We start from the raw sequence: 22,549 nt of genomic DNA, 5'->3' as shown, positions 1-22,549 counted from the left end.
TCATGTCAGAAGTGATGAAGTCGAGGAATCGTCGATGAGTCGGTCGGGCGCTCAGGCGAGCAGTCCGCGCGGGTCGGCGATACGCCCGGTAAGTGCGGCCGCAGCCACGGCGTATGGCGAACCGAGGTAGACCTGCGCCGTCTCTGCCCCCATGCGTCCGCGGAAATTGCGTGCGGTGCTCGACAGCACCGTGGCCCCTTCGGGGATCGAGCCGCCGTAGCCCGCACATGCGCCGCAGGTGTTGGCGAGGACTTGCGCACCAGCCTCGACCAGCGCGTCCATCACGCCCTCACGCGCGGCCTGCGCCTGATCACGCGCCGAGGCCGGGGCCACGACGAAGCGCATACCGTCGGCGACGCGGCGTCCCTTGAGCACACGCGCCGCTGCGCGCAGGTCTTCGAGCTTCGCACCGGTGCATGCGCCGAGATAGGCGACGTCCACCCTCACATCGGCAAATTCGTCGATGGCGCGCGTGTTGGCCGGGCTGTGCGGTGCGGCGACCTGCGGGGCGAGCATGCTCGCGTCGAAGGTGTGCACTTCGGCATGTGCACCGGCATCGCTCTGCCAGCGGTCGATGTCGATGGGGTCGGTCACGCCCACCGCGCGCAGATAGTCGACGGTCGTGGTGTCCGGTGCGATCAGGCCGACTTGCGAGCCGAGTTCGGCGCTCATGTTCGAGAGCGTCATGCGCTCCTGCATCGACAGGGCGCGCACGGCTTCGCCGCAGAATTCGATGGCCTGATAACGTCCGCCGTTCATGCCGAAGCGACCGATCATGTGCAGCATCATGTCCTTGGCGGTCACACCGTCGGCAAGCTTGCCGTCCCAGCGCATCTGAATCGTGTCGGGCACCTTCACCCAGATTTCACCGGACACCGCCACGCCCAGCATTTCCGTGCTGCCGATGCCGAACATGTACGCGCCAAACGCACCGCCCGTGGGCGAATGCGAATCGCCGCCGACGCAGAACATGCCCGGGCGCAGATGACCGTGTTCGGGTACAACCACGTGACAGATGCCGACGGAGTCGTAGACATTGGGCAGTTGTTGCGCACTCGCCCAGTCGCGGGCGATGCGCACGATACGGCGCGATTCGTCGTCGGTTTCCGGCACGTAGTGATCGATCACGAGCACGACTTTGGACTTGTCCCACAGTTGCGCGCCGAGCGATTCGAGCATCGGCTGCAAGCGGCGGGGACCGCTGGAATCGTGAAACATGGCGAGGTCGACGCCGCAGGTGACGATCTCGCCCACGGCGACTTCGTCACGGCCACACGCCGATGCCAGCAGCTTTTGCGTCAGAGTTTGAGGCACAGTCATTCCCTTACATTCCGAGGTAGGCCCGGCGCAAATCGCTGCTGGCGAGCAATTCTGCGCAGGTGCCGCGATGGCGGATCGCACCGTTTTCGAGGACATAGCCGCGCTGACCGGTCTCCAGCGACTGCCCGACGTTCTGCTCCACCAGCAGGATCGACAGGCCTTCGCGTTGCAGACGCGAGATCAGCGAAAACAGCTCTTCCACCATGAGCGGCGAGAGACCGAGCGACGGCTCATCGAGGATCAACAGACGGGGTTCGGCCATCAGACCGCGTCCGATCGCGAGCATCTGCTGCTCGCCACCGGACATCGTCCCCGCCGCCTGATCGATGCGCTCGCGAAGTCGCGGAAACAGATCGAGCATGCGCTCAAGCCTTTGCTCGCGCGACGCACGCCCACGGGCGAACGCGCCCAGTGCCAGGTTTTCCCGCACGCTAAGGTTCGGGAAAATGCGACGCCCTTCCGGCACTTGAATCAGCCCGGCTTTGACGACATCGCGGTAATGGCGGCCGGTGAGATCGTGACCGTCGAAGCGCACGCGTCCCGACCACACTGGATTGATGCCGGAGAGCGTGTTGTTCAGCGTGGACTTGCCCGCGCCGTTGCTGCCGAGGAGCACCACGATCTCCCCCGCGCCGACCGTCAGATCGACGCCACGCAGCACTTCCACGCGGCCATAGCCGGTATGCAAGCCCTCGACTTCGAGAAGATGGCTCATTGCACGCCTCCCATCGTCATCGGCGCGCCCGACTGTGCGGCGAGCCGCGCGGCGGTGCCGTGCCCCAGATAGGCTTCGATCACAGCCGGGTCGGACGTCACTTCGCGCGGCGTGCCTGCCGCGATCAACTTACCCTGCGCCAGCACCCACACGTGTTCGGCCAGACTCATGACGGCGCGCATCACGTGCTCGATCATCAGCACCGTTACACCGCTGTCCGCGATCTCGCGTACGACCGGAATGACTTCGTCGATCTCGCTCGGATTCAGGCCCGCGAGCACTTCGTCGAGCAATAGCAGACGAGGTCGGGTCGCGAGCGCACGGGCCAGTTCGAGACGCTTGCGCCCGCACACGGTCAGGTCGGCCGCAGGCTTGTCGAGCTGCGCTTGCAGATTGGTGCGTAGCGCGACTTCCTCCGCCTCGCGCAACGCGGCACGACGGTCGCGCTGGTGCAGATGCGCGCCGACGGCGATGTTCTCGCGCACCGTCTGCGCGCCGAACGGCTGCACGATCTGGAACGTGCGCGTCAGCCCCTGACGCGCCGTTTCGTACGGTGCCTGACCAGTGATGTCGCGTCCCTGAAATTCGACGCGACCGGCTGTGGGCGTGAGAAAGCCGGAGAGCAGACCGAAGAGCGTGGTCTTGCCTGCGCCGTTCGGGCCCACGAGCGCCGTGAGCGTACCGGCCTTTACGTCGAGATGGACGTCCTGCACGGCCTTGAGACCGCCAAACGTGATGGACAGGCCATCGGCCCTCAACAAAACTTCAGACACGGGCCTTCTCCTCGCGCGACGTCGTCGGCTGCGCACCATGCGCGGTACGGGTCTTCCAGTCCATGCCCAGCATGCGGCGCACCGACGCCCCTGCGCCCGTGATGCCACGCGGCAGGAACATGACAATCAGAATCAGCACGGCACCATAGATCACCATCGACAGGCCGGGCAGCTCGCCGAACAGATTGCGGGTGAGCTCGCCCAGCGTGTAAAGCACGGCTGCACCGAACACCGGGCCCCACAGCGTGCCCATGCCGCCCACGATGACGCCGACGAGCGCCTCGACCGAAATCGTCGAACCGAAGGCGATGCCAGCATCGATGTACTGAAACATCTGCACGTAGCACATACCCGCCGCACTCATGAACGCGCCCGAGAGCGCAATCGCAACGAGCTTCACACGCAGCGGATTCACGCCGACGGCGCGCGCCGCGTTCTCGTTGTCGCGCACCGCCTGCAACCACGCACCAAAGCGCGAATAACGCAGCCAGGCGGTGACCAGCAATGCCGCCATCACGAACACGAGCAGCAGCGCTGCGTAGCCGCGCGGCGAGGCGAACTGAAGATTGCCCAGACTCTGGCGAAGCGGCACCATCAGACCGACGCCCGCGCCGGTGAACGGCAGCGATACCGCCAGAATGCGGAACACCTCGGCGAACGCCAGTGTCACGAGCGCGAAGTACGAACCCTTCAGTCCGTAGCGGAACGTCACAGCACCGAGCAACACGGCGACCACAGTGCCCGCAGCAATCGCGAACGGCACGGCGAGCCACGGGTTCCAGCCCCATTGCAATTGCGCGATCGCCTGCGCGTAGGCACCCACGCCGAAGAACAGCGCGTGGCCGAACGACAACTGCCCGCCGAACCCGCCGAGAATGTTCCACGACTGCGAAAGCAGCACGGTGTAGAGCGTCATCATCAGGAACGAGAGCCACACACCGGACTGGAGCGTGAACAGCAACGCGGTCATCACAACACCGAACAACACGATCATCCGAAGATCTTTCATTTTTTTCTCCCGCCGTCTTCCGTCAGGCGCGCGCGCCGAAGAGCCCTTGCGGGCGCAGCAGCACGACGACGATAAAGATGGCGAAGATGCCCATCTGGCCGAGCGAATCGCCCAGCCACAGGCCACCCAGCGATTCGACCACGCCGATGAGCAGACCGCCCAAGAGCGCGCCGACGAAACTTCCCATGCCCCCGAGCACGACGATCGTGAACGCCACCAGTACGAAACCGCCGCCGACCTGCGGATTGACGTAATACGTTGGCAACAGGAAGCACGCGGCAGCGCCTACACAGGCCATGCCGATGCCGAACGAGAGCGCGTACACGCGCTCCACATCGATGCCCATGAGCTTCGCGCCGTGCTTCTCCTTCGCGACCGCGCGAATCGCGCGTCCCAGATCTGTCGAGCGCATGATCCAAAAGAGCACGGCGGCAGCAGCCAGCGCCCCGCCGAACGCGATCAGCTTGGGCAGCGCGAGCATGACGGGACCGATGTCGACGGTGGCCAGCGTGTACGGCGTATCGATCGTGTGCGTGTCCGACTTGAACACGACCAGTGCGAGGTTCTCGAGCACAATGGCCAGTCCCAGCGTGACGAGCAGAATGTTCTCGTCCTTGCCGTGACTCGCGCGTTCGATCACCACGCGTTGCAGTGCGTAGCCGAGCGCAAACATGCCCAGCGTGACGAACGGCAGCGCGACGTACGGGTCGATGCCGAGCTTCTCGCGAAGCAGCCAGACGGCGTAGAGCGCCACCATCAACGCCGCGCCGTGCGCGAAGTTGATGATGTGCAGCACGCCGTAGACCAGCGTCAGGCCGAGCGCGATCAGCGCGTAGACCGCGCCCGTCGTGAGCCCGTTGAGCACGGCTGAGAGCAGAATGACCGGATCTAGCATTGCGTCAGGCCTTGAGCGGGAAGACCGGTGCGACCTGGCGATAGCTATCCGGCAGAATCACCTTGATGTCGCCGCCCGAGACCTGCGTGAGCAGCGGCTGCGCGCCCGTGTTCTGACCGTTTACGAACTTAGTCGGTCCGTACGGCATGATGTGATCCTTGAACGTACTCGACGCGAGCGCTGCGGTGATGGCTGCGCGGTCGACCGATTTGGCGCGCTCGATGGCGTCGGCCAGCAGCATCATGGCCGTGTAAGTCATGAACACTTCATAGCTGAAGTAAGCGCCCTTCGCTTCCACGCGCTTCTTGAGCGACGCCACGCGCGGGTCTTTCGGGTTGAACCAGTGATTGCAGTCGATGATGCCGTCGGCGATATCCGGGAACTCTTTCAGGAATTTGTAGCTCGACGCCGCGCCGCCCAGCACCGAGTAGATCGCTTTCGGGCGCACCTTCTGCTGCTTCATCGCGCGCAGCAGCAGCGCGTATTCGTTGTAGTAATTCGCCGGAATCACGATATCCGGATTGACCGAGCGCATGCGCAGCACGATGTTGTTGAAGTCGCGCGTGGGGTTCGCGTGCTTGATGACTTCCTTAATTTCGAAGCCTCGTGCGGGCAATTCCTTTTGCAGTAGTGCCGCCGTGCCAGTGCCGAAAAGCGACTCCTCGTGCACGATCATGACGGTCTTCGCAGGCTTGCCTGCGGCGTTGTTCAGTGCGGCGAGGTCATCGACGGCGCGCAGCGAGCACATGCGGTAGCCGGGACCGAAGCGGAACGTATTGCTCAGGCCGCGCTCGACGATCTGGTCGGCCACACCGACGTCCACCACATGCGGCAGGCCATACTTCGCAGCGGTTTGCGTCGTTGCCAGACAGATGGCCGAGGCGTAGGCACCGAGGATCGCCGACACGCCGGCTTCGTTCATCTTTTCAACTTCGGCCGAACCGGCTTCGGGGCGCGATTGTGCGTCGCCGAGCATGGCTTCGATGGGTGCGCCGCCGAGCGACTTAATGCCGCCTGCTGCGTTGATGTCGTCGATGGCGAGCAGCGCGCCCAGACGGCATTGCTGTCCCGAATAGGCCAGCGCACCGGTGACGGGGTGAAGCACGCCGATCTTGACCGGCTTGCCTGCAGCACGCGCGAGCCACGGGGTGCTGGTGGAGGCAGCGGCGAGCGCGGCCATGGCGGTGGACTGGCGCAGGAACGTGCGACGCGAACTCATGAAAGATTCTCCGGACGTGTTCAGTGGAATTGGGCGGACAGTTCTTCGCTGACCCAGACCTTGGCGTCGATGTCGCCGACGCGAGAGAGTTGAAGCTGGTACTGGTAGCGATCTGGGCGATATAGGCCTTGCAGCAGTTGCACCGGACGGTCGGCAACGTCGCGCACGAGACGCGTGACCGCGAGCAGTGCGGAGCCGACGGCAATGTCGAGATGGCGCGCCACGACGGCATCTGCCAGGCGCGCGGAAATGGTTTGCGTCGCCCCACCCAGCTCGACGCCCGCCTCTTCGAGCAGCATCAGCAGCGGTTTGCGTTCGAGTTCTTCGCGACGGATTTGCGCGATGTCCTGCGGCACGTGCGTGGTGATGTACGACAGTGGCCCGGCTTGCGTGCTGCGCACACGAATGCTCTTGTAGACGGGGGCACCGGGCGCGAGCGTCAATGCATCGGCGACCGCGTCGCTCGCGCCGACGACCGACGATTCGAGCACAGCGACACTCGTGCGCAGGCCCATGTTGACAATGTTTTCGAGCAAGCCTGTGAGGTGTGCCTTTTCCCGGGAAATGCCGGGGGTTTTGCCACCACCGGTGCGCTGACCGGCATGCAGCGGCCACGTGCCGAGCCCCGGGCGACGCACGACGAGGCCGTCGGCCACGAGCATTTCCATCGCTTTGCGGATCGTGATGCGCGCGACGCTGAACTGATCGGCCAGCAGATGCTCGCCGGGCACACCGTCCTGATCGAAGCGCCCCTCCTGCAACTGTTCGCGCAGCACGAGGTAGATCTGGTGGTATTTCGGAAGCGGAAGTGGGGTATCCATGCGGCGATTCTGGAAGTGTCATAATGTCCGGTCAATAGAACAAAGGCACAGACAAAATGTCCTATCGGGAAAACACCTAAGCGATTCGGGATATTTGTTTGATCGCCTGCAAATGCAGGTACAGCAAGGGTTTCAAGGTTGCGGCGCAGCATTTTGGGGATGCTGCGCCGCAACTTTTTTAACCGCTTAGAAACGGTGACGCAGACCGATGTAGTAGCTCATCTGGTTATCGAAGCCGTTGAGCTTCACCCCGTTGCCGCCGGTCCAGTTGGTGGTCGTGGTGCCGAACAGACCACCCCAGCCGCCGTCGACGCGCTCGTAGGCGGTGGCGAAGTAGACGTCGGTGCGTTTCGAGAGGAAGTAGTCGATGACGCCGTAGAGTGTCTGGCGCTTGCCACTGAAATTGACCGCCGTGGTGTTGTTGTACATATAGGCGGCGATGAATTGCCACGACGGGCTGAGCAGATAGGTCGCCCCGAGAGTGAAGAACTGATCGCGTCGTGCGGCGGAGAACACTGAACCGATGGCGGCAACGGTCGTTGGCGTGGCGGCCGTACTCATGTTGGTGATCGACGCATAGTCGACACCGCCGTTGGTCACGTCGAAGCCCGGATCACGCTGGCTTTGCAGGTAGTCCGCATGAAACTTCCATTGGCCGTAGCTGACTTTTCCGCCGAGCGACCACGTCTTGGCGGTGCGGCTTTGCGAGTCGTGCGTCTGCTGCAACTGGCCGGTGAAGACGTTGCCGTTTTGCTCCCACGACACGCCGCCCGATGCGGACGAGCGCGCCGAGCCTTGCCCCGCGATGCCGCCGAACGCGTATTGCAGGTTCACGCCGAACGGGCCGAATTTCTTCGTCCAGGTGAGTGCGTTGTTGTAGCGCTGACCGGTCAGGAAGACGAGCCACGAGTTCGTGGGCGGCGCGCCGATGAAGATCGGATCGACCATCGAAATGGCGACGACGGCCCCGGTGTATTGACGCCCGAACGCGAGTTCACCCCATCCGCCTTGCAATGCGACGAACGCCTGACGTCCGAAGAGTTGTCCTTGCTGATCGAAGGTGCCGGCTTGCGAGTTGAAGCCGTTCTCGAGCACGAAGCGGGCTTTCATCCCGCTGCCGAGGTCTTCGATGCCTTGCAGACCAAAGCGGCTTGCGGAGAGGAAGCCTTCTCCGGCCTGATTGACGGAGTAGATGCGACCGCCGGTGGGGCTGGCGTGGTTTTGCGAGACGACGGCCGATTCGATGAGGCCGTAGAGCGTGACGCTCGACTGAGCGAGCGCGGGTGTGGCGACGCTTGCGAGGAGTAGAGCGACACTGGCGGCACCGGTGAAGGGCAGCAGTTTTGACGTTTTGCGCGTGGAGTGCGTCATGAGGTTGGGCGTCTTTCTGGTTGTTGAGGAAAACAGCACCCCACGACGCCGTGCGTCGACCGTGGCGGCGAATCCGGTGTTGCTTTGGACTCGCTCGCGTCACGTATCGAATCGCGAGGGCGCACGACGCCGCGGCGCGCTCACGAGTGGCGCGTCGTCCGGCATGGGGCGAATGGGGTGAGCGCGGTTGCGTTGGGTGCGACTTGTCACAGAGGGTGAACGTGACAAATGCGGTGAACGCACAGACGCGCAGAGAGGCGGCGAGTTACTCGCGCAACACGCGATGCGTCGCTCGCATACGGGCGGACGTCAGCATAGGCAGGAGGGAACGAGTCATCATGGCGACGACTCTAGGAGGGCCAATTTGTAGCGTCAATGGAACAAATGCCGATCCCGGTTGTTCTATCGGGAAATTCCTGAGGTGCGAACGGTAGAGGGTTTTGGTGGATGGAAATGCGCGGTTAGGGCCATTCGCTCGAAACGATTTTGCTATACTCTTGCCCTCGCGTCGTACCCGCATGAACGATGCCATTGTGTCCCGCTGGATAACATCCAGTCTCTCCCTGTAGTTCAATGGATAGAACGAGTGCCTCCTAAGCGCTAGATACAGGTTCGATTCCTGTCGGGGGGACCAATTTTGCGTCCCGCGTTTCATAAGATTTAGCAAAAAGCCCCGTCCGGCGTTTGTCGGACGGGGCTTTTTGCTTTCACAAAGATTGCGACGCCAGGCGTCAGTACGGAGCGCTCGACTTCTTTTCCAACGCCGGCCACTGGACGAATGCAAACACCCAAATCATCACGAAATTGAGAAGCGGTACAAAAGCGATCAGCACCCACCAGGGCGAGAACCCGGCGCGGCGAATAATACGCGCATAGGGATACAGGAAAAATATCGAGAACAGCAACACAATCAACCAATGCCAGATGCTTAGGTGACCCATATCTCTCCTCGTCTATTAGCGTCGTGGAACTACGGTTAATGCTGCACATTGTCTCGCACAACATTTACCGTGCGGAGCCATTTTTTCACCCATTTCGCTCGCAACATCCGACGCCAATTCAGCTATCGAATTGTCATGATTCCATACGAAATCATGCCCCGATGCGCCCACCACTCACCCGCAACGCATCATCTAGTGGTTTTCCCTTAATCCTTACCTAAGACCTACGAAAGCAGTGCCTTAATCCATTCGTAATCCCCACTATTTTTGATAGGGGATACGCACTTTACGCCCGTGCTAGCATGCGGCGCGGAATGTTCTTACGGAGCATTTCAGCATAGGAGTCCTACCGTAAATCGATTTCACTCCTGCTTTTTTGGACTCCTGGCGTTAGGCGGCGTCACCGACTGGGCCAAATCCGTTGCAAAAGCGGGTGCGGCAGCGCCGCCAACTTCCAGAACAACATTCTAAAGAACTAGGAAAATGGCACACCATCTCGTAAAAATCACCGGCCTGCTGCTTGCAGCCGGCATCATGGCGGGTTGCTCGACCATGAACCAGGGGAGCAGCAGCGCCAAAACGGCCGCCACCGGATCCGCCGGCGGCGCGAACTCCGAAAACGCTAACCAAACGCTTGAAAAGTGCGATCGCCCGCTGGGCACCATGGCGGTCATCGAAGACACCTCCGCCCCCTGGTACGGCGTGCTGACCGGCCAGTACAAGCTCGGCTCGACCGTGCCGGTGCTCAAGCTGCTCGTCCAGCAGTCGAACTGCTTCGTGATCGTCGATCGCGGCCGCGGCATGAACACGATCATGGGCGAACGCGCCCTGCAAGAGTCCGGCGAACTGCGCAACAAGTCGAACTTCGGCAAGGGCAAGATGGTCTCCGCCGACTACGCGTTGAGCCCGTCGATCACCTTCACGAACAATAACGCCGGCGGTGCCGGTGCCAGCATCGCCGGCCTTTTGCCCGGTGGCATCGGTGCAGCCATCGGCGCGCTTGCCGGCAGCATGAACTCGAAAGAAGCCAGCACCATGCTGACCGTCATCGACAATCGCTCCAGCGTTCAGATCGCCGCCGCTGAAGGCAGCGCCACCGCTATGGACTTCGGCGCCCTCGGCCGTATCGTCGGCAGCTCGGCCGGCGGCTCGCTCGGCGGCTACTCGAACACCGCCGAAGGCAAGGTCATCGTGGCAGCGTTCACCGATTCGTATAACAACGTCGTGCGCGCCGTGAAGAACTACAAGCAACAAACCGTCGCCGGCGGCCTCGGCACGGGCGGTCAACTCACCGTCCAGGACGACGACGCACCCGCACCGGCCAAGAAGGCCGTGCGCAAGAAGAAGTAATCTTCCTTGCGCGGTTGGCCGTCCCTCAGACCTGTCTCTATGGCAGGTTTGAGGGATGGTTTTATGTCCACCCGGCCCCACCCGCTTCAAACCTCAAATATTTTGCCGTCCAGCAAACGGATTGGCCCCGCCGGCAAAGGCAACCGCCTAGCCGCCAATCTCCGCTCCACTATCATTCCGCACGTGCCCTCCCCCCAAAGTGCCTAAGTTGCTGCCTCCGTTTTTGCCTGAGCCATCGCTTGCGCGTCACCCAAGCCATTTGCCGAGCCTTTACTTGAGCAATACCTAAGCATTCATTAGCACGACCCTGGTGTTTCGTAGGTGTTGCGTCGCCGCGCTCGCCGCCCGACCACGCAATCCCGCTATTCCTTGTCCTCTCTCGATGCCAGGATTCGTATGACGAAGCCTTCGCAGCGCGCCGTCCCGCTTACGACACCGAACGCCGACGGCGCCGCCGACGCCATTGCTCACGCCTGGGCCCAGGTCGGGGCAGCGCTCAGCACGCATCCGGACTGCCCGCTGCCCAACTGGACCGGGGGAGGCGATACGCTCCATCAACATCTTTTGGTCATCGCCAACGAGCACGACAGCGATCTGATCAGTCAACTCAAGCATCTGGAAGTCGCGTCGGCACGCTTCGGCAAGGTCGGCTTTGTCGGCCCGGCGACCACGCGGCGTCTGGTCGAATGGTCGATGGGAGAGCGCGTCGTCGTGCTTTCGCGTGTGCCCCGCGACGTCTCGGACTGGGATCTGCGCTGCTCACTCTCCTCGCTCGCGCGCACGCTCGGCCCACAAGCCGCACATGCGCACGCCGGACGTCCGTTCCTGCGCGTCGCCGCCGTCCCCGCACGGCATTGGCGCGACCGGCTGGCTGCTGCAGCACAACACGGTTTTTGCGTGGGGTTTGCCGGGCTGGATGCGCTCGGCAGCGTGGGACTGACGGAAACGTCACTGGGCGCCCCGCGCCTGACGTCGCTGGCACCGCTGGTACGCGTGCCGGGGGTTTCCTGGGTGCCGCTGGGTCGGGAGGGAGACGGAGTATCCGATGCATTGCCGCCGGAATCGGTCGACTGGATCGACTGGCGAACGGACTGCGACGATATGGCCGATGAAGCATCGCTCATCGACAATCTCGATCTGGTGATCGCACTGGATGCCGGACACGCCCATCTGGCAGAAGGCCTCGGGGTGCCGGTTTGGTATCTGGGTGCGCCGCGAACGGCACTTTCAGCGTCAGCGCGTCATGACGATCGTTACGACACGCACTTCAGCCCGGAGCGCCTGAGTCATCGCACCGACATGGACGATTTCCGCCCGCCGCCCGTCTCGAAAGACTGGCCCGGCACGGTGGACACCGCTGCGAAAGCGCTTCTCGCGATGGCCACGGAGTTTCAGGGCTGGACCCGCTAATTCGTCAACGGGGCGACGGGGCCGTCTGTACGCGCCACGTCGCCTGGCCGTCAACAAGCGTCATGGGACGCACCGGTCATTAAGCCGCCCAGCGGTCGCCGATCTGCGCCGTCTTGACCCACTCCATGAACGCTGCGGCTTCCGGCGTATCTGCCGGCGCCGACCAGTCAGCGTAATCCGCTTCGACGAACGGACGATACGGGCCGTGCTTCACCTCGAAGATCACCGCCCCCGGATCAAGCGACAGCACCGTGTGGTGTGTCTTGACCGGGCTTTCGATCACGCTCGTGTCCTCGCCGAGCACCTTGCGGTCGATCACGACGCCGGCCGCGTCGAACGTCAACACGACAAAGCGACCGCGCAGCGCCGTCAGCAACTCCCACGTATGGTGATGCAGATGCGGACGAATGTACGTCGACGGCTCCATCGCAATCGCCAGACGCTGGATCGAATCGTCGAGCGACTCATGCAGGTTCTGATTCATGCGCGCACGGGGCGATTGCGTGGCTTGTTCGGTCAGCGCGTCGAGCGCGGCAAAGGTCAACGTTTTCATCAGCTTTTGTGGGGAATGAGGGATGTTCGCGGCACGAGGCGGCCATTTGCGATGCACAGGAGTGTAGCAAACCGGCTCGCTTCGCCCGCCCATAAAAAAACCCGCCATGTGGCGGGTTTTTCGACTTCGCACTGCATTGCACCTGAACGGCGCAACAGCGTGCTTAGTACATCTTCTTCTTCAGGGTCTGGCTGCGCAGACGCTTACGCAGACGGGCCACAGCAGCGGCCTTCTTGCGCTTGCGTTCAGCCGTCGGCTTTTCGTAAGCAGCGCGTGCCTTGACTTCCTTGATCAGGCCCGTGCCGTCGATAGCGCGGCGGAAACGACGCAGTGCAACTTCAACGGGTTCACCGTCTTTGATAACGATCTTGGTCATGCAATATCTCGAATAATGTATCGGCCCCGAAGAGCCGTAAATTTGATTTACCGCGCAAAGACACCATTCCCCGCCCTGCCGGAGACTCCTCCTGCCAGGCGCGACGAACGGACTTGCTACGGACTGCACTACACCACATCCGGCGGGACCGCGACTCACCTCCTCTGCGATCTCCCGATTGGCAATCGATACTTTGTATCGCGCCTTCCAGACTGGCTGAACGGTTGATTGATGGCGAAGCGGCATGCCCATCGTTCGTCAGTGAGCGCCACTTCCCGCAATGCCCATAATTTGGACAAGGTCGTGATTATACACAGAATGGACGCCAAATGCACACGTTTTGACGTCCCGCCATGTACGGCGGGCTCCGCCAGCACGCTGGAGGAGCCCGCCACCGGCAGCAGACGGCATCCGACGCCCGCCCCCACCAGTCAGGTTTGCTCTGCCGTACAGCGCAGAACGCCGCCCGAATCGGAGCAAAACCTGCTTAGAACTTGTGACGCACGCCTGCGATCACGGCGATCTGCGACTGCGCGCCGGTGCCCGTCGGGCCACCCACGTTGTCGATCGCGGCGACAACAGCGTCACCCGTAGCGCGTTGGTACACGCCGTTCAGGTACGTCTCGGTGCGCTTGCTGAACGAGTAGGTCGTGCCGGCGTTGACCTGGAACCAGCGCGGCTTCGTGCCCTTGCTGATGCCCGACAGAGCCGTCGCGCCACTCACGCTGCCATCGCTATACACGAAGGCCAGCCCCGCCAGCAGACGCGGCGTGAACTGGTACTTGCCGTTCAGTTCGAAGGTGTTCACGCGAATCGATGACTGATTGACGTAGTTCACCTTGGCGTAGCTGTACACGAAGCCGACCGTTGCTGCCTGGATCGCGTACGAAACACCCGCAGCAGCGATGTCGTGCTTGTCGACGGCGCTCGTGTAGAAGATGTCCGTGGCGCTCGAATAATCGTTCGAGACCGCACCGTTGGCGTTGGTCGTGCCCGGGCTGGACAGATGCATGTAGCCGACGGCTGCTGTCAGCGGACCATTAGCGTAGCCAGCGCCGATGCTAAACGCATTGTTGTTCGAGAAGCCCGTGCCGCCGCCGGTATTCGGCTGGTTGCTGAAGCCGTACAAAGCGCCGAACGAGAAGCCACTGTAGTTCGCGCTCGTGTACTTGATCGAGTTGCTGACGCGGAACGAGTTGTACAGGTTGTCGATGTCGCCGATGTGCGCGCCATATTGCGTGGCCCACTGCTTGGCCGACGTGATCGGGCTCACGAAGTCGACCACGGAGTCGTACTGACGACCGATCGAGACCGTGCCTGCCTGTGCGCTTTGCAGACCCACATACGCCTGACGACCGAACATGCGGCTGTTTTGCAGCATCGTGCCGTTCATCAGGTTAAAGCCGTTCTCCAGCACGAACACGGCCTTCAGACCGCTGCCCAGATCTTCCGTGCCCTTCAGGCCCCAACGGTTACCCTGACCAATGCCGCTCACGGCCTGGAAGTTGTGTGCACCCTTGGCGTTCAGACCGGTGGCGACGTTGTTGACGTAAGCAACGCCCGCGTCGATCACACCATACAGCGTGACGTTCGTGCTGCTCTGGGCCATTGCCGGAGCGGCAACGGCGAAACTGGCAGCAGCCAGGGCCGTGAGTTGGAAGCGCTTCATCTTTATCCTCTTTGATAGTGGTCTTATATTTTTTTGCCCGCCGATGCGGGTGTCCACTGTCAATGTCGGCTGCCTCGATCTGTGCGACGAGGATGCTGCAACCGCATATGCAATGGAGTACTTACCAAATGACACGCGGTGCTTTCCATATGAAGGAAAAGCACCGCGGGTCGTTTGTAAGCGGGTGCATTCTGACACGCTAGCGACATAATTCGCACGCAAGTGGTGCAATTGCAACACATGAAATATCGGACATATGCGACGTGTGCAGCAAAGATTTCGGACCCCGTGATAAGTCACATCATGGTCCGGCGATGTCGAGGTCGCGCGGCAAGGCGCCTCGACTATTTCAACGCCGCCCGCACAGAACCGCGATTCAACGATGCAATGAAAAACGGCGCATCGCCCGTAGGCATGCGCCGTTTTCGGTATCGCTTTCGCCGCGCGTGCGGCGCGAATTTAACGAGCGGGGGCTTTGGATGCCGCCTTCGCCACACGCTTACGCGCCGCTGCCGCAACCCCGCCGACCACCGGCTTCGCGACACCGTTCGCCACCGTTGCGGCACCATTCACAGGCTTCGCTGCGACGGCCGATTTTGCGGGCGCTTTGGCTTTCGAGGTGTCTGCCTTCGCTGTCTTAGCCGGTTTGGCCGACTTTGGTCCGCTCTTCTCTGCCACCTTCTCTGCCTTGGCGGCCTTCACCGGCTTAGCCGGTTTTGCAGGCTTCGCGGCAGCCTTCGGTGCCGCCTTTGCAGCGGCAGCTAGCTCAAGATCGATGGTGTGTTTAAGGCCAGCGATGACGGGGGCGGCCAGATCGTCGGCAAAGTGATCGAACCAGCGCTTGGCCTGCAACAGTTTCTTTCCGCCAAGACGCCGCTTGTGATCTTCGTCGCTGGCGAGCACCTTCGCCGAGAGCCGCGCGCGACCCTTCGAGAGGCGTTCGAGAACGGTGATGATGGTGAACCCGCGATGCGACGTCTTCTGCTCTGCAGACATACTGGCCTCCTGATGTTCCCGCCGCGCGGCGAGCCCGGATTGGATCGAAGCCACGATCTGAATCACGTGGATGCGCTTGATCCTACCACGCCGCAATCTCCGTGCCAGCAGGCATGCGGCTTCGAGGCCCTTTAGTGTGTGGTCGGCGCAACCTCGGGCGGTTCCGGTGCCTGCGCGAAATACTGGACGCTAGCCGGTATTGCGAAGCGAATGTCCTCCTCCAGGAACGCGCGCATCAGCGCCAGATTGATGCCCTGCTGCAAATCCATATAGAGGTTGTAGTCTGGACTGAGCACAAAATAGACGACCTCGAAGTCGAGCGAACTCGCGCCGAATTGCTTGAAGTGAGCGCGGTCGAAGCGCGTCTCGCCGGAGGCTTCCACGGCCTGCCTGACCATTGTCGGCACTCTGGCGAGCTTGTCGGGCACTGTGTGGTACGTCACGCTGAACGTGAAGACGATGCGCCGCTCGGACATGCGTTTGTAGTTGTGCAGCGTGTTCTTGAGCAACTCGGTGTTGCCGCACACGATTTCCTCACCGCTAAGGCTTCGGATGCGCGTGGTCTTGAGGCCGATCCGCTCGATGGTCCCCGCCACATCGCCAAACACGATGAAGTCACCGACTTCGAAGGGCTTATCCAGCCCGATGGCGAGCGACGCAAACAGATCGCTCAGCACGTTCTGCACCGCGAGCGCGACGGCCACACCGCCGATCCCGAGACTGGCTACGAAGGCCGTGATGTTCACACCGAAGTTCGCGAGCATGGCCAGCAGCAACACGGCCCACGCGAGCACGCGCAGCGTCCATGCCGTCATGGTGACGATGACGGGGTTGTCAGGCACCGTCGCGCGATGCTGCATGCGTCGCGTGGACCAGACACCCACCGCGCGATTGACCCAGAGCGCGAGTTGCAGACAGAACAACACCGTCCAGCCGTGGAGGATAGCGGTATCCCATTTGTCGCCGAGGTCCAGCATCTTCAGGCCGATGAGCAGTGCCGCGAAGAGCAGCACGAAATGCCGCGTTGCGCCCAGCACCTCGGCAAACATCCCGGCCGCCTGCGATTGCAGACGCCTCGACAATGCCCCGAAGCGTCCGAGCGCGAGACGCAGCACGCCCGTCAGAATCCCATAGCTCAGCACCATGGCAACCGCAGCGAACGCCCAGTCGGCAGGCGCTATCCCTTCGAAAGCTCTCAGTGATGTCAGCGTGGTCATCGGCAAATGCGTCCCCCTTCGTCAGGCAAAAGACTGATGAAGGAGCAAACCGCGTGCCGGGCGGACGGTCAGGCGTCCGGTTGACCGGTTCATCCGTTGCCGAAAGCGAAAAAGTCCGCGGAAATCAGGCCGCTAGCATTGGCGTGCAACGGGTCGGACGCATCGCTCGATAGGCCTCGCCCGCAACGCGCTATCGCGCCGGTATGCCCAATCTTTCAAACGACGGAAGAAATGACCATGACTCGAGGCTGACCGCGCTCAACCGCGCGCAACATCGCCCCATCGGCACTGCCCAGCGTGCCGGTGACCTCGACGTCCGACGATGCAACTTTGCGGGCGACCATGCCCTCATCGCCCGGCAAGCCAAAACTCGGCACGACGTCACAGCCGTCGAGCATGTTTTCGACGCCTGCGTCAGACGAAAACAACGTGATCTCGAGGCAAGGACGGAGGCGCGCAAATTGCGTCAGCACCGTCGACACGCTCCGCGCCGTTGGGCGGCATGACGGTTGCGCCGGTCTTCAGCAGATCGCCATACCTTCGGGAACTTCTGGTTTGCATTTGACAGATCCTCTATGGAACAATATGCAACTCAGTTGCATTTAAGATCATGTCGATATTGCGCCGTCCCGTCACGACCGACGAATGTCGCGGTGTCTTTCCCGGAGGAAGTTGAAATGCGTTTTGGTAGGGTTGCCGCATGGCGGCTGATGGCAGGGCTGGTGGTTCTCGTCGGACTCACCGCACCCATTTCGTCGTACGCGGCGCAGGAGAAGTTAAACGTCGTGGCCTCGTTCTCGGTACTCGCCGACATCGTACAAAACGTGGGCGGCGATCGCATCGACGTCACCTCGCTGATTCCACGTAATCGTGACGCCCATCACTTCGAACCCACGCCGGCGGACGTCGCCGAAGTGCGTAAGGCGGACGTCGTGTTTGTGCACGGTGTCGCGGGCTTCGAGGGATATTTGCCTCGCCTGATTGCGGCGTCCGGCTACACCGGGCCGGTCGTGACAGTTTCGGAGGGGGTGAAGTTGCGAACCCGTGTTCGCAAAGGCGTGGCGGGCGACGATCCGCACACATGGAACAATCCAATGAATGCGGTCATCTATGTGGGCCACATCAAGGACGCCCTGGAAGCGAGAGATCCGGCCGGCCGCGCCGAGTACGAAGCCAATGCGGCACGCTACATCACTGCGCTCAAGGCCATCGACGCCGACGCGCGCCAGCGCTTGGGCAAGATTCCCGATGCACAACGCGTGGTGATCTCGTCGCACGCGGCGTTTGGCTATCTCGGCGACGCGTATGGCATCACGTTCCTCTCGCCGATGAGCATCTCAACGGCCGACGAACCGTCTGCCAAGCACATCGCCGCGCTGATCGATCAGATTCGCAAGGAGCGTGTATCGGCCTATTTCGTCGAGAACTCGAACAATCCACGCCTTGTTGAACTAGTCGCTAAGGCAACCAACGTGAAGCCCGGCGGTGAACTATATGCAGAAGCGCTGTCGGCCCCGGGCGGCCCGGCATCGACTTATCTCGGCATGCTTCGTCACAACGTCGACACGCTCGCCACGGCGCTGGAGAATGCGCCTGCGCAGGCAAGCGCGAAGTAGCGGCAATGGGCAATGGCGCGCCGCGCATCTTAACGCTGCGCGACTGCACTCATTTCGGAAGGTTGTCGAGATAGTATTGCGCCGCGCGCGTGACGTGGCGCTCGGCAAGCAACGCCGCGAAAGCGGCGTCGCCCGTTTGCACTGCGCGCAATATCGCGGCGTGCTCTTCCCACGTAACGCGAACTTCCTCGTCATCTGTTTTGACGAAAACAATGCGTGTCCGATCACGTAGCGAGCGCATCAGATCGGCCAGCATTGCGTTAGCGCCGGCGGCATACAGAAGATCGTGAAAGCGCGCGTTCAACTCCAGCAGCCCGGAGGTTTCGCCCGCCGCGACCTTCGCATTGCCTTCCTGCAGTACGGCCTCGATTCGCCGGACAAGCTCCGGCGAACGGCGCTCTGCCGCCAGCCGGGCGTTGAGGCCTTCGAGCGTGGCGCGAATCTGCACGAGCTCACGTGTAGATGCCGGATCGATCGAGGCGACCACCGCCCCGTGCCTCGGGCGCACCTCGACCAGCCCCTCGACGGCCAGCGCCCGCAAGGCCTCTCGCACCGGGACACGAGAAACATCGAGCTCCTCGGCGATCCGTCCTTCGACGAGCCGGTCGCCAGGCTTGTATTCGCCCTTGGTGATCGACTCGCGCAGACGATCGAATACCAGATCAGACAATTGCTGATGCATGATCGGCGCGCGCCCATTTGCCGCCTTGGCTCCCCGCACCATAATTCCAGTCTCCCCTAACCGCCAATTGCGCAATTCTAGCAGCGCACGGCATTTCGTAGACTGTACACAATATGAATTTGGGTGACGCATCTATCGGCGCGGGTCCGGTATCGAAGCCATGAACGCCAGCATTTCCCGCCCGAGCCAGTCCTCGCCCGAATTGAAGTGCGCCACGATGGACGTGTGGTTGTGCCCGCGTGCCTGCACGAAGCGCGGCGGCGCCCCCCGATGACGCAGCAAACGCAGGAAGAACTCTGCGCCGTAGTCGTCGAGAAACCGATTCTCGTACTCGGCGACCGCGATCATGGTCGGCACGACGCTTCGGGTGGCGTGCGTGAGCGGTGAGCGCTCGGTATGCGTCGATTCATCGGGACCGAAATACGTCCGCACTGGCCCGGCGTTCGGATTTCGGGGATCGGTATCGGCGAAGAGTCTCGCGCTGACAAGCACCAGTCCCGCGACGATCCTGCGCATATCGTCACCCCGCGCGTGAGCGGGATCGAACAGGCTGCTTGCCGCATGGGTGCCCCCGGCGGAATGCCCGATCAGGAAGATCCGCCGCGGATCGATGCCCCACTCCCGGGCGTGTTCGTGCACCCACATAACGGCATCGGCGACGTCGTCTGTTCCCCCAGGCCACGGCGCAACGTCGGCCAATCGATACTCCACGTTGACGGCCACGATGCCCTGCCTCGCGAACCAGTGGCAAACGTTGTCGTAAATCTCGCCGTTCACGCTCTTGCTACCGCGTACGAACGCCCCGCCATGGACGAAAATCACGGCATCGTGAAGGGCGTCGGACGAATCGTCCGAGTTGGACACCGGGCTGAACACATCCAGTACCTGACGCGCATTCGCGCCGTAAGGCAAATCGCGCGTCACATGCGGGCTCTTCGGTGCGGCCGCAACGACCGGCGTGTAGCAGTCGATCACGATCTTGCGGTTGCCGACGATATCGTCGTTCCACCGCGGGCCGATTTCCCGCATCTGTTGGCGCTGTGCCTCCGACAATGCGCCGAACGGTTCCATAGCGACGTTGGCCACATTCACCATGACACGCTCACATCGCCGTTGACGAACGTCTGGCAGGCCATTCGGTAGCCTTGCGCGATCGCTTCGTCCGTCAGATGACGGCGCTCTTTGGCCTTGACCGCGTCGGTATGCTCAATGCCCGCTTCGACCTTGCATCGACAGGTGCCGCACAATCCGCCGCCACACTTGAACGGTATACCGCCCTTCTCCCGCAGCGAAACCCGCAACAGATTGCTGTTCGGCGCGGCCTCAACGGTCTTGCCGCCATTCGTCAAGAAGGTGATCTGAACCGTCGTCGCGGCGCACACGGTGTCGTCGCGACGGGTCAGCCGCGCTGCGGCCGGATCGCCGCCGATCAACGACTGTAGTGACGCAAGCGCGTCGGGGACGCTCTCGAACTGCTCGAAGAATTTTGTCGGCACGAGGTTGGCGTCACCGCCCGCCTCGTCGACGATGCGCACGCGCGTCGGCGTGTCGAGTCTGGCGACCACGAAGGCCGCGATATGGCGTTTTCCGTAAAAATAGTCGTGCGTTTCCAGCGCGGTGATGCCGGGTGTCGGCTCGCTGCGGTATTGGCCCGGGCGACTCGTCAATACAATGAACATGCGAACTCCTTGTCGCGATGGCTCAACGTCTACGGCTACTTCGCGCAGACTTCCGGAGCGTTGACGGCGACCTCGGCCCCTTGCTCCAGTTCAATATCGTGCTCGATCCACAACTGGCACACGAGCCTGTAGCCCTCGGACAGCCGCTCGCCCAGTTGCTTCTTCTCTTTCCAGTTAGGGGCGGGCAGATGCTCGCCGCCCGCCAGCACCCGGCAGGCACACCGGGCACACTTGCCCATCCCGCATTCGTAGCGCAGATGCGGATACGGAAACTGCTTGATCCCCGCGCGCACCACGAGATTGGCGTTCGGCTTCACCTCTTCCTGAAAGGTCTGGCCGTTCTTGTGAAATACGACGACTGGCATGCAGCCCCCTGTCAGATCTGGTGTTTCACGCGGCCGCGTTGACCGGCGGCGCGTGGTGAAAGGTGAAGCTGTCCGCGTACAGGTACCGCACGCTAGCCCCGTTCGCGACGAACGATCGGGTCGCGTCGGCAATCATCACCGGCGAACCACACAGATAGATGGCGTGCTCCGACAGATCGGGTTGATCGGAAAGCACCGCGTCCTGCACGTAGCCCCGCACGCCCTGCCAGCCTGCGTCCGCACGCGAGAGCACCGGCACATAACGAAAGTCCTCGTACGTCGCAGCGAGCGCTTCGAGTTCTTCGTGCAAATACAGGGCGTCGGCCGTGCGCACGCCCCAATACAACGTGACGGGTGGCGTATCGCCGTCGGTCAGCATTTCGGACAGCATGCTGCGAAGCGGCGCGATGCCCGTGCCGGTCGCGACCATCACGATCGGTCGATAGTCGTCCGCGTGATAGCCAAAGGCACCGAGCGGCGCTTCGACGTCCAACGTCTCGCCAGCGCGCAGCGTGCCAAGTCGCCGATGCGTGAAATGGCCACCGTCGATACGTCGAATGTGGAACTCTGCCAGCGCGGGATCGTCCGCCAACGTCGCTGGCGACGCCATCGAGAAGCTGCGCGCTCCCAAGTCCCCCAGCAGTACGTTCAGGTATTGCCCCGGACGAAACGCGAAGGGCTGCCCATCGTCGAACGTCAGGACGAGACGCGTGACGTCGCCGCTCAGGGGTTCGACGCGCAGCACCTTCGCCTGACGGCGCTGTGCCGCCGGTGCGTCCAGCAATCGCTCGGTACTCACGACCAGATCGGAACAGGCGCGCGCCTGACAGAGCAACGCGAAGCCCGCATCGGCCTCCTCCTGCGACAACGCGAGGGGCATCTCTTCGTATTGCACGCGTCCTTCGCGCAACGTCACGCGGCATGTCCCGCAGCCGCCGAACTCACATTCCGACGGCAGCACGACGCCCGCCCGGCGCGCCGCCGACAGCACGGTCTCGTCGGGCGACGCATCGAAGCTGCGCTGCGCTTCGATCCAGGTGATTCGATGGGCCACGATTTTCCTCGCCGTCAGAGTTTGATGTCGGCCTGCACCAGCACTTCGCGACCGCTGGCGCCCAGCAACGATTGCAGCGCGCTCAGGCCCGCCAGACCCGCCTGCGTGTCCTGCTCGCCGTTCCCCCCGGACAAGCCGATACCGCCCACGACCTGAGCGTCGACTACGATGGGGAAGCCACCGACGAACGCGGCAAACCGGCCTTCGAAGCTCCACTGAATGCCGAATGCCTCGTTGCCCGGCAGCGCGGGACCGTTCGGTGGCGTGGTGAACAGATGGGTCGAGCGCTTGTGCCCGGCGGCGGTGAACGCCTTGTTCCACGCAATCTGCGGGCCCGTGATACGGCCGCCGTCCATGCGTTCGAGCGCGAGCGGAAAGCCGCCTTCGTCGACCACGCAAATCGATTCGAGCACGCCGATTTCATGCGAGCGTGCGACGGCCGCAGCGATCATGTGACGCGCTTCGGCCAGTTCAAGTTTGAAGAAGGGTTTCATGTCGAAGTGGAAATCCTGTGTTGA

The 22,549-nt window shown here is 62.3% G+C and carries 24 protein-coding genes and 1 tRNA gene; 4 read left to right on the top strand and 21 right to left on the bottom strand.

All coding sequences use genetic code 11. From position 1 onward, the window contains the following. Positions 1-51 precede the first annotated feature (51 nt). The 8 genes from PAN31117_RS25785 to PAN31117_RS25750 all read right to left on the bottom strand — a co-directional run bounded on the left by PAN31117_RS25785 (position 52) and on the right by PAN31117_RS25750 (position 8,123). Positions 52-1,320: a 3-isopropylmalate dehydratase large subunit gene (locus PAN31117_RS25785; RefSeq protein ID WP_174991131.1), complete on the bottom strand. Its 1,269-nt coding sequence runs from the start codon at positions 1,318-1,320 to the stop codon at positions 52-54. Between the two features lie 4 nt (positions 1,321-1,324). Beyond that, positions 1,325-2,035, bottom strand: a complete 711-nt coding sequence (locus PAN31117_RS25780) for an ABC transporter ATP-binding protein (RefSeq protein ID WP_150740698.1) — start codon at positions 2,033-2,035, stop codon at positions 1,325-1,327. Continuing rightward, positions 2,032-2,808 (bottom strand): ABC transporter ATP-binding protein, encoded by a 777-nt coding sequence (locus tag PAN31117_RS25775; RefSeq protein ID WP_150740697.1) that lies wholly within the window; start codon positions 2,806-2,808, stop codon positions 2,032-2,034. Before PAN31117_RS25775 ends, PAN31117_RS25780 begins: the two co-directional genes overlap by 4 nt. Then, positions 2,801-3,817: a branched-chain amino acid ABC transporter permease gene (locus PAN31117_RS25770; protein WP_150740696.1), complete on the bottom strand. Its 1,017-nt coding sequence runs from the start codon at positions 3,815-3,817 to the stop codon at positions 2,801-2,803. Before PAN31117_RS25770 ends, PAN31117_RS25775 begins: the two co-directional genes overlap by 8 nt. 22 nt (positions 3,818-3,839) lie before the next feature. After that, positions 3,840-4,712, bottom strand: a complete 873-nt coding sequence (locus PAN31117_RS25765; protein WP_150740695.1) for a branched-chain amino acid ABC transporter permease — start codon at positions 4,710-4,712, stop codon at positions 3,840-3,842. 4 nt (positions 4,713-4,716) lie between these two features. Beyond that, positions 4,717-5,931: an ABC transporter substrate-binding protein gene (locus tag PAN31117_RS25760; protein WP_150740694.1), complete on the bottom strand. Its 1,215-nt coding sequence runs from the start codon at positions 5,929-5,931 to the stop codon at positions 4,717-4,719. 20 nt (positions 5,932-5,951) lie between these two features. Further along, the gene (locus tag PAN31117_RS25755; RefSeq protein WP_150740693.1) at positions 5,952-6,752 is read right to left on the bottom strand and encodes a GntR family transcriptional regulator; all 801 of its coding nucleotides are present in this window, start codon (positions 6,750-6,752) and stop codon (positions 5,952-5,954) included. A gap of 186 nt (positions 6,753-6,938) precedes the next feature. Continuing rightward, positions 6,939-8,123, bottom strand: coding sequence for a porin (locus tag PAN31117_RS25750; RefSeq protein WP_150740692.1), 1,185 nt, complete (start codon positions 8,121-8,123; stop codon positions 6,939-6,941). A 559-nt stretch (positions 8,124-8,682) separates the two neighbouring features. Here PAN31117_RS25750 and PAN31117_RS25745 point away from each other — a divergent pair. Next, a tRNA-Arg gene (locus PAN31117_RS25745) sits at positions 8,683-8,757 on the top strand. A 97-nt stretch (positions 8,758-8,854) separates the two neighbouring features. Here the strand turns inward: PAN31117_RS25745 and PAN31117_RS25740 are convergent. Continuing rightward, positions 8,855-9,064: a DUF805 domain-containing protein gene (locus PAN31117_RS25740; protein ID WP_150740691.1), complete on the bottom strand. Its 210-nt coding sequence runs from the start codon at positions 9,062-9,064 to the stop codon at positions 8,855-8,857. 483 nt (positions 9,065-9,547) lie between these two features. Here PAN31117_RS25740 and PAN31117_RS25735 point away from each other — a divergent pair, with 483 nt between their 5' ends. Further along, positions 9,548-10,414, top strand: coding sequence for a CsgG/HfaB family protein (locus PAN31117_RS25735; protein WP_150740690.1), 867 nt, complete (start codon positions 9,548-9,550; stop codon positions 10,412-10,414). Positions 10,415-10,810: 396 nt separating this feature from the next. After that, a complete protein-coding gene (locus tag PAN31117_RS25730; RefSeq protein ID WP_150740689.1) occupies positions 10,811-11,824 on the top strand; it encodes a hypothetical protein in 1,014 nt (337 codons plus the stop codon). 79 nt (positions 11,825-11,903) lie between these two features. On the opposite strand, the gene PAN31117_RS25725 is transcribed toward PAN31117_RS25730, so the two are convergent. From PAN31117_RS25725 to PAN31117_RS25700, 6 genes are all read right to left on the bottom strand, one after another. Next, positions 11,904-12,377 (bottom strand): WbuC family cupin fold metalloprotein, encoded by a 474-nt coding sequence (locus PAN31117_RS25725; RefSeq protein ID WP_150740688.1) that lies wholly within the window; start codon positions 12,375-12,377, stop codon positions 11,904-11,906. A gap of 163 nt (positions 12,378-12,540) precedes the next feature. Further along, positions 12,541-12,753, bottom strand: a complete 213-nt coding sequence (gene rpsU / locus PAN31117_RS25720; RefSeq protein WP_010806331.1) for a 30S ribosomal protein S21 — start codon at positions 12,751-12,753, stop codon at positions 12,541-12,543. 487 nt (positions 12,754-13,240) lie between these two features. After that, positions 13,241-14,422, bottom strand: coding sequence for a porin (locus PAN31117_RS25715; RefSeq protein WP_150740687.1), 1,182 nt, complete (start codon positions 14,420-14,422; stop codon positions 13,241-13,243). 459 nt (positions 14,423-14,881) lie between these two features. After that, complete coding sequence (locus PAN31117_RS25710; RefSeq protein WP_150740686.1) at positions 14,882-15,418, bottom strand: hypothetical protein; 537 nt, start codon at positions 15,416-15,418, stop codon at positions 14,882-14,884. A 131-nt stretch (positions 15,419-15,549) separates the two neighbouring features. Further along, positions 15,550-16,635, bottom strand: coding sequence for a mechanosensitive ion channel family protein (locus PAN31117_RS25705; protein WP_150740685.1), 1,086 nt, complete (start codon positions 16,633-16,635; stop codon positions 15,550-15,552). A 215-nt stretch (positions 16,636-16,850) separates the two neighbouring features. Further along, positions 16,851-17,117 carry a type 2 periplasmic-binding domain-containing protein gene (locus PAN31117_RS25700; RefSeq protein ID WP_174991130.1) on the bottom strand — a complete coding sequence of 89 codons (267 nt, stop codon included), beginning with the start codon at positions 17,115-17,117 and terminating at the stop codon, positions 16,851-16,853. A 195-nt stretch (positions 17,118-17,312) separates the two neighbouring features. Between PAN31117_RS25700 and PAN31117_RS25695 the strand changes: the two genes are divergently transcribed. After that, on the top strand, positions 17,313-18,251 hold the full coding sequence (locus tag PAN31117_RS25695) for a metal ABC transporter solute-binding protein, Zn/Mn family (RefSeq protein WP_217429734.1): 939 nt from the start codon (positions 17,313-17,315) through the stop codon (positions 18,249-18,251). Positions 18,252-18,300: 49 nt separating this feature from the next. Here the strand turns inward: PAN31117_RS25695 and PAN31117_RS25690 are convergent, their stop codons facing one another. The 6 genes from PAN31117_RS25690 to PAN31117_RS25665 form a co-directional block, all read right to left on the bottom strand. Next, the gene (locus PAN31117_RS25690) at positions 18,301-18,975 is read right to left on the bottom strand and encodes a GntR family transcriptional regulator (protein ID WP_150740684.1); all 675 of its coding nucleotides are present in this window, start codon (positions 18,973-18,975) and stop codon (positions 18,301-18,303) included. 90 nt (positions 18,976-19,065) lie between these two features. Continuing rightward, the gene (locus PAN31117_RS25685) at positions 19,066-20,028 is read right to left on the bottom strand and encodes an alpha/beta hydrolase (protein WP_174991129.1); all 963 of its coding nucleotides are present in this window, start codon (positions 20,026-20,028) and stop codon (positions 19,066-19,068) included. Next, complete coding sequence (locus PAN31117_RS25680; RefSeq protein ID WP_150740727.1) at positions 20,022-20,315, bottom strand: 2Fe-2S iron-sulfur cluster-binding protein; 294 nt, start codon at positions 20,313-20,315, stop codon at positions 20,022-20,024. The genes PAN31117_RS25685 and PAN31117_RS25680 overlap by 7 nt, the downstream gene beginning before the upstream one ends. Before the next feature lie 332 nt (positions 20,316-20,647). Beyond that, entirely contained in the window at positions 20,648-20,977 is a 330-nt protein-coding gene (locus PAN31117_RS25675) for a 2Fe-2S iron-sulfur cluster-binding protein (RefSeq protein WP_150740683.1), read from the bottom strand. Between the two features lie 25 nt (positions 20,978-21,002). Then, a complete protein-coding gene (locus PAN31117_RS25670; protein WP_150740682.1) occupies positions 21,003-22,031 on the bottom strand; it encodes a 2Fe-2S iron-sulfur cluster-binding protein in 1,029 nt (342 codons plus the stop codon). A 14-nt stretch (positions 22,032-22,045) separates the two neighbouring features. Continuing rightward, entirely contained in the window at positions 22,046-22,525 is a 480-nt protein-coding gene (locus tag PAN31117_RS25665; RefSeq protein WP_150740681.1) for a GlcG/HbpS family heme-binding protein, read from the bottom strand. Between the last annotated feature and the right edge of the window lie 24 nt (positions 22,526-22,549).

The sequence above is a fragment of the Pandoraea anapnoica genome (assembly GCF_902459765.1).
In the GTDB taxonomy this organism is placed as follows: domain Bacteria; phylum Pseudomonadota; class Gammaproteobacteria; order Burkholderiales; family Burkholderiaceae; genus Pandoraea; species Pandoraea anapnoica.
Note: the sequence above shows the minus strand (reverse complement) of the source record. Positions and strands in the feature narration are given on the sequence as shown.